Raw genomic sequence first — 5,649 nt, 5'->3', positions numbered from 1 at the left:
CCCTCTTATGAAACCTCCCATTCGTCTGATAATTGGCCTTGGTAATCCGGGGCCGGAGTACGAAGCGACGCGTCACAACGCAGGCTTTTGGCTGGCCGATCAATTGGCCGAGGATTTTCGCACTACGTTCACGCTGGAGAAGAATTTTTTTTCATGGGTGGCCAAGACGCGTGTAAATGGCGAGGCCGTATTGTTGGCCAAGCCGTCCACCTTCATGAACCGCTCTGGTCAGGCGGCTGGTGCACTGATGCGGTTCTACAAGCTCAGACCTGCCCAGGTACTGGTGTTGCACGATGAGCTTGATCTTTTGCCGGGGCAAGTCAAGATCAAGCGCGGTGGAGGGCATGCAGGGCACAATGGCTTACGCGATATTCAGTCGGCATTTTCGAGCCCCGACTTCTGGCGCATGCGCATAGGAATCGGGCATCCGAGAACGTTGGGACTGGCCCAGCAGGTGGTGGGTTTTGTGTTGTCACCGCCACGGCGTGACGAGCTGGTCGAAATAGAAAAAGCCCTTGAACGTAGCCGCGCGGTCATGCCTGCGTTGCTTGAAGGCGAGTTTGATCTGGCTATCCAGCAGTTGCATGGCGGTAACAGTGGCTAACGCTTCCGGCCGTCCAAGCTTTCGTCAGGAGGCGGTCGATTTCATCCGCTTCATTGTGAGGCCGTCGGTGGGCCCGCGTTTGCCTGGCCGCAGCGTGGGCCACGGAGAGTGGTTGGACTGGTTTCCGGGCGTGCCAGTGGGGCGTCTGGTGCAGTGGGCCTGCGCGCTATGGGCGGTCAATCTGGTCTTTCTGGGGCCGATCGCGCTTGCCGCGGCTGGCGCCGGCGGCGCCGAGCACCGGCTAAATCTGGGAAACATACCCTGGTTGCAGGCACTGTTCTGGGCGCCCGTGGTCGAAGAGTTGGTGTTTCGTTACGGCTTGCGACGTCCCTTACGTGCGCTTTGGCTGGTGCCCCTTGCTGCATATGCCCTGTTAAGCGGCCCCGAAGCGCATGCGATCGCTCTTGTGTGTGTTGTGGTCCTTTTGTGCTGGTGGCAAGCCTCCACGCGGTCCTTGCTTTCGCAGAAGCCAATGACGTGGCGACTGCAGCGTGCCTATCTGAGTGGATTTCCCTTGCTCGTGCATTCATCATGCTTACTGTTTGCGGCCGTGCACCTGAACAACTTCTCTTTGAATCAGACCCCGTGGTGGCTGATGCCGCTTCTGGTGCTTCCGCAATGGCTGACCGGCCTGGCCCTGGCCTGGCTGCGCGTGCGCCAGGGTATTGGCGCATCAATGCTGTTGCATGGGATATTCAATGGCGGGCCTTTGCTTGTCGTATGGCTGGTCCTGCAATGGATACCACTGCCTCCCGGTTAAAATAGATAGTATTTGCTCGCGGTTTCGCGCCTCGTTTACTTTTTTTGGATTCTCATGTCTTTGCAATGTGGCATCGTTGGGCTGCCCAACGTCGGAAAATCAACTTTGTTCAACGCGCTTACCAAGGCGGGAATCGCAGCCGAGAACTACCCGTTTTGCACTATCGAGCCTAACGTTGGTGTGGTAGAGGTGCCCGACCCGCGTCTGGCGGCGCTGGCCGAGATCGTCAAACCCGAGCGCGTCCTGCCTGCTGTGGTTGAGTTTGTCGATATTGCGGGTCTGGTTGCGGGTGCCTCCAAGGGTGAGGGTCTGGGAAACCAGTTTCTGGCCAATATCCGCGAGACAGACGCCATTGTGCATGTTGTGCGGTGCTTCGAGGACGAGAACGTCGTTCACGTGGCTGGGCGTGTTGATCCTGTTTCGGATATCGAAGTCATCAACACCGAACTGGCACTTGCCGACTTGGCCACTGCCGAAAAAGCCCTGCAGCGCCACCAGAAGACGGCTCGCTCGGGTGACAAGGAATCCATCAAGATGGTGGCCGTGCTCGAGAAACTGATCCCGGTGTTGAATGAGGCGCGTCCCATCCGCTCGCTCTCGCTGGAAGAGGAAGAACTGGCACTCATCAAGCAATACTGCTTCATTACTGCCAAACGCTGCATGTATGTGGCCAACGTGCGTGAAGACGGTTTCGCCAACAATCCGCATCTCGAGGCAGTGCAGAAGTACGCTGAAGCAGAAAACGCACCCGTGGTCGCCGTCTGTGCTGCCGTCGAAGCCGAGATAGCAGAGCTCGACGATGAGGACAAGGCGGTGTTTCTGGAAGACATGGGAATGGAAGAGCCCGGGCTTGACCGCGTCATTCGTGCAGCGTATTCCCTGCTTGGCCTGCAAACCTACTTTACGGCCGGCGTAAAGGAAGTGCGGGCATGGACCATTCGGGTCGGAGACACCGCACCCCAGGCGGCGGGTGTCATTCATACCGACTTTGAACGAGGCTTTATTCGCGCTCAAACTATCGCCTACGACGATTTCATTGCCTTTAAAGGCGAACAGGGTGCCAAAGAAGCCGGCAAGATGCGTGCGGAAGGCAAGGAATACGTGGTCAAAGACGGCGACGTGCTGAATTTTCTGTTCAACGTCTAAACGCAGCGCATTACTGCCGTAAAATTCTTCTGTTCAGTTCGAGCCTTGAAAACTCTTGTTCTCTTGGGGCAACCCCTAGGTGACAGGGGTAGGGGCATCTGCGAAACTGAATTAGTTGAAACATAAACTAATACGGAGAAGACCATGAAAACGCTAACCAAGCTAGCTGGTGCGGCCCTGGCTGTTGGTGCCTTGTTCGCCACGGCGCCTGTCAGCGCAAAAGAAGTCGTGTTGCGGGCAGTCAGCTCATTCCAGCAGGGTTCGCTTATCGAGCGTCCATTTGCGCGCTTTGTCGAAAAGGTCAATGCCGAAGGTAAAGGCTTGGTGCAAATCAATTACCTGGGTGGTCCATCGGCCATGCCGCCGTTCGAAGTGGGCAACTCCGTGTCTACCGGCGTGGTCGACATGGCCTTTGTAACCGCCGCTTTTTACACCAATCTTCTGCCTGCAGGCGACGGCCTGAAGCTTACCGAATACACCATCCAGGAACTCCGTCAGAACGGCGGCTGGGAATACATCAACGAGCTGCACAACAAAAAGATGAACAGCTGGTACCTGGCTCGTACGGGCGACGGCAATCCGTTTCATCTTTACGTGAACAAGCCAGTTGACAAGGCAGACCTCAGCGGCCTCACGCTTCGCGTCACGCCGGTGTACCGTGCCTTCTTCGAAAAGCTCAATGGCAACAGCATTCAAACCCCTCCGTCCGAGGTCTATACGGCACTTGAACGCGGGGTGGTCGACGGTTACGGCTGGCCGCTGCAAGGCGTGCTCGATCTGGGCTGGCAAGAAGTCACCAAGGCCCGCGTCGATCCAGGCTTCTACACGGTCGATGTCAATATCCTGGTCAACCTCGACAAATGGAAGTCGCTCACCGATGAACAGCGCGCCTTCCTCAACAAAATGGCCGAATGGGTAGAGTCCACCAACGCCGAAAATGCCGAAATCAACAAGGCCGAGGCCAAAAAGCAGGCTGATGCCGGCATGGTTGTGTATACCCTCGAGGGTGCAGAACGCGAAAAATGGCTCAATACCGCTCGTGAAGCCGGTTGGGAACAAGTCATCAAGGCCGCTCCTGACGATGGCCCGCGCTTGCGCGAACTGCTGACCAAGTAATTTCAACGTCGCTTCGGAAATCGCATGGCGATATCAAACAATGTGGTTGTGCGGGCCTACGATGGACTCATCGCAGGCCTTGCCGTCATCGGGGGAGCGATCTTCGGCCTGATGGCTTTTTTCATCGGTGCCGACGTCGTAGCACGTAATTTCTTCGGCGGCGGCTTGGCCTGGGTAATCGAAACCCTCGAATACGCGATGTATATCGCCACCGTCTTCGCTGCACCCTGGGTCCTTCGCGAAAAGGCCCATGTCAGCGTCGACGTTGTCACAGCAAACCTGCCCGAAGGCGTACGACGTATGGTCAATACGTTTGTATGCCTGCTGGGCGCCGTCATCTGTTCCATCATCTGCTATTACAGCGCCATCGCCACCATCGCGGCGTATCAGCGCGGCAGCATGATCTACAAGTCCTTCACTATCCCTGAATGGACCATCAATGTTTTCGTGCCCTTTGGCATGCTGCTTGTGGCCATCGAATTTTTGCTTCTCATGCGTAAGGAATTCCACCTCCTGACGCATCGACACGCCAGCTAAACAGGCACTTCCCAATGGATTGGATTTCCTCATTACTGCTGCTGACCGGCCTGCTGATGCTTCTGCTGATGCTGGGCTTGCCGGTGGCGGTCACATTTTTTGGCGTCAATATTGTCGGCGCCATTGTTTTTCTGAATGGCGAGATTGGCCTTATCCAGATGACCCGCAATGTGGTCACCGCCATCACCAACTACAACCTCGCGCCCATTCCGCTGTTCATTCTGATGGGCGAAATCCTGTTGCACTCTGGAATGGCCTTCAAGGCCATTGACGCTATCGAGCGCCTTATCAGCCGGGTGCCCGGACGCATGGCCGTCGTGACCGTTGCGGCTGGTACCGTATTTTCTGCATTGTCCGGCTCCAGCATCGCCAATACCGCCATGCTGGGCCGCTCGCTGATGCCGGTCATGCTCAAGCGCGGCTACCACCCGACGCTATCCATGGGCCCGATCATGGCCACCGGTGCCATTGCCATGCTCATTCCGCCATCGGCTCTGGCGGTATTGGTGGGCAGCCTGGCCGGTATGTCGATTTCGCGGCTCTTGCTTGCCGGCATCGTACCTGCATTGATGATGGCGTTTTTGTTTTTTGCGTACATCGTTGTGCGCGCCAAACGTCGTCCGCAAGACGCACCGCCCGATGATCCGGTCATACGGACGTGGTCCGAGCGGTGGATGCCGTTCCTGATCTATGTCGTACCGCTTTCAGGCATCCTTATCGTAGTGGTGGGCTCGCTCATACTAGGCCTTGCCACACCAACCGAGTCAGCCGGTCTGGGCGTCATTGCCTCGTTTTTGGCTGCAGTGTGCTATCGAAGCTTTACCTGGCAAGGTTTGAAGACCATGCTGGCTGAAACCGCCAAGACCAGTACGATGATCCTTTTCATCATCATGGCGTCGACCACCTTCAGCCAGATCCTGGCGTTCTCGGGCGCAACCAGCGGAGTGGTTTCGCTGGTGACGGGCTTTGGTGCAGACCCGCTTACGGTCCTGATCATGATGATGATCGTGCTACTGATCCTGGGATGCTTTGTTGACCAGGTGAGCATGGTGATGATTACGGTCCCTCTATTCATTCCCATTGCCCAGGCCGTGGGAATTGATCCGATCTGGTTGGGCGTCATTTATCTCATCACGATGGAAATGGCCTTTCTTACACCGCCTTTTGGTTTGTTGCTGTTCGTCATGAAGGGCATTGCACCGCCTCATATCCGAATGTCAGTGGTCTACAAGGCAGCATTGCCATTTCTCGGCATCGAGATGTTGGTATTGATTCTCGCGGTCGTTTTCCCGCAAATCGCCCTCTGGTTGCCAAGCCTGATACGTTAATCGGGGGTTCGGGCCCGGCCGGGGGCTTTCCGCTTGCTTGCGCCTGAACGCATCTCGGCCGAAAATGCCTTCTGGTCGCGTTCAAATGTGGGGAGTCCAATGCGCGTCTTGGTAATCGGCGGAACCGGGTTCATTGGTCAACATGTGGTGGCCCGTCT

Annotated in this window: 6 protein-coding genes; all 6 read left to right on the top strand. The window is 56.5% G+C overall.

The annotated features are described in order from the left end of the window. Nucleotides 1–7 precede the first annotated feature (7 nt). The 6 genes from pth (at nt 8) to Q1J88_RS12645 (ending at nt 5,491) form a co-directional block, all read left to right on the top strand. Nucleotides 8–604: an aminoacyl-tRNA hydrolase gene (gene pth / locus Q1J88_RS12670; RefSeq protein WP_301118091.1), complete on the top strand. Its 597-nt coding sequence runs from the start codon at nt 8–10 to the stop codon at nt 602–604. After that, nucleotides 585–1,364, top strand: a complete 780-nt coding sequence (locus tag Q1J88_RS12665; RefSeq protein ID WP_301118090.1) for a CPBP family glutamic-type intramembrane protease — start codon at nt 585–587, stop codon at nt 1,362–1,364. The genes pth and Q1J88_RS12665 overlap by 20 nt, the downstream gene beginning before the upstream one ends. Nucleotides 1,365–1,418: 54 nt before the next feature. After that, nucleotides 1,419–2,510 carry a redox-regulated ATPase YchF gene (gene ychF / locus Q1J88_RS12660; protein ID WP_301118089.1) on the top strand — a complete coding sequence of 364 codons (1,092 nt, stop codon included), beginning with the start codon at nt 1,419–1,421 and terminating at the stop codon, nt 2,508–2,510. A gap of 144 nt (nt 2,511–2,654) precedes the next feature. Beyond that, nucleotides 2,655–3,626: a TRAP transporter substrate-binding protein DctP gene (dctP, locus tag Q1J88_RS12655; RefSeq protein ID WP_301118088.1), complete on the top strand. Its 972-nt coding sequence runs from the start codon at nt 2,655–2,657 to the stop codon at nt 3,624–3,626. Between the two features lie 24 nt (nt 3,627–3,650). Then, nucleotides 3,651–4,163: a TRAP transporter small permease subunit gene (locus tag Q1J88_RS12650; RefSeq protein WP_301118087.1), complete on the top strand. Its 513-nt coding sequence runs from the start codon at nt 3,651–3,653 to the stop codon at nt 4,161–4,163. 14 nt (nt 4,164–4,177) lie between these two features. After that, nucleotides 4,178–5,491, top strand: coding sequence for a TRAP transporter large permease (locus Q1J88_RS12645; protein ID WP_301118086.1), 1,314 nt, complete (start codon nt 4,178–4,180; stop codon nt 5,489–5,491). Nucleotides 5,492–5,649: the final 158 nt, after the last annotated feature.

It is taken from the genome of Pusillimonas sp., assembly GCF_029263785.1.
Taxonomy (GTDB): domain Bacteria; phylum Pseudomonadota; class Gammaproteobacteria; order Burkholderiales; family Burkholderiaceae_B; genus Pusillimonas.
The sequence above is the reverse complement of the archived record's forward strand: the minus strand, read 5'-3'. Positions and strand labels throughout refer to the sequence as shown.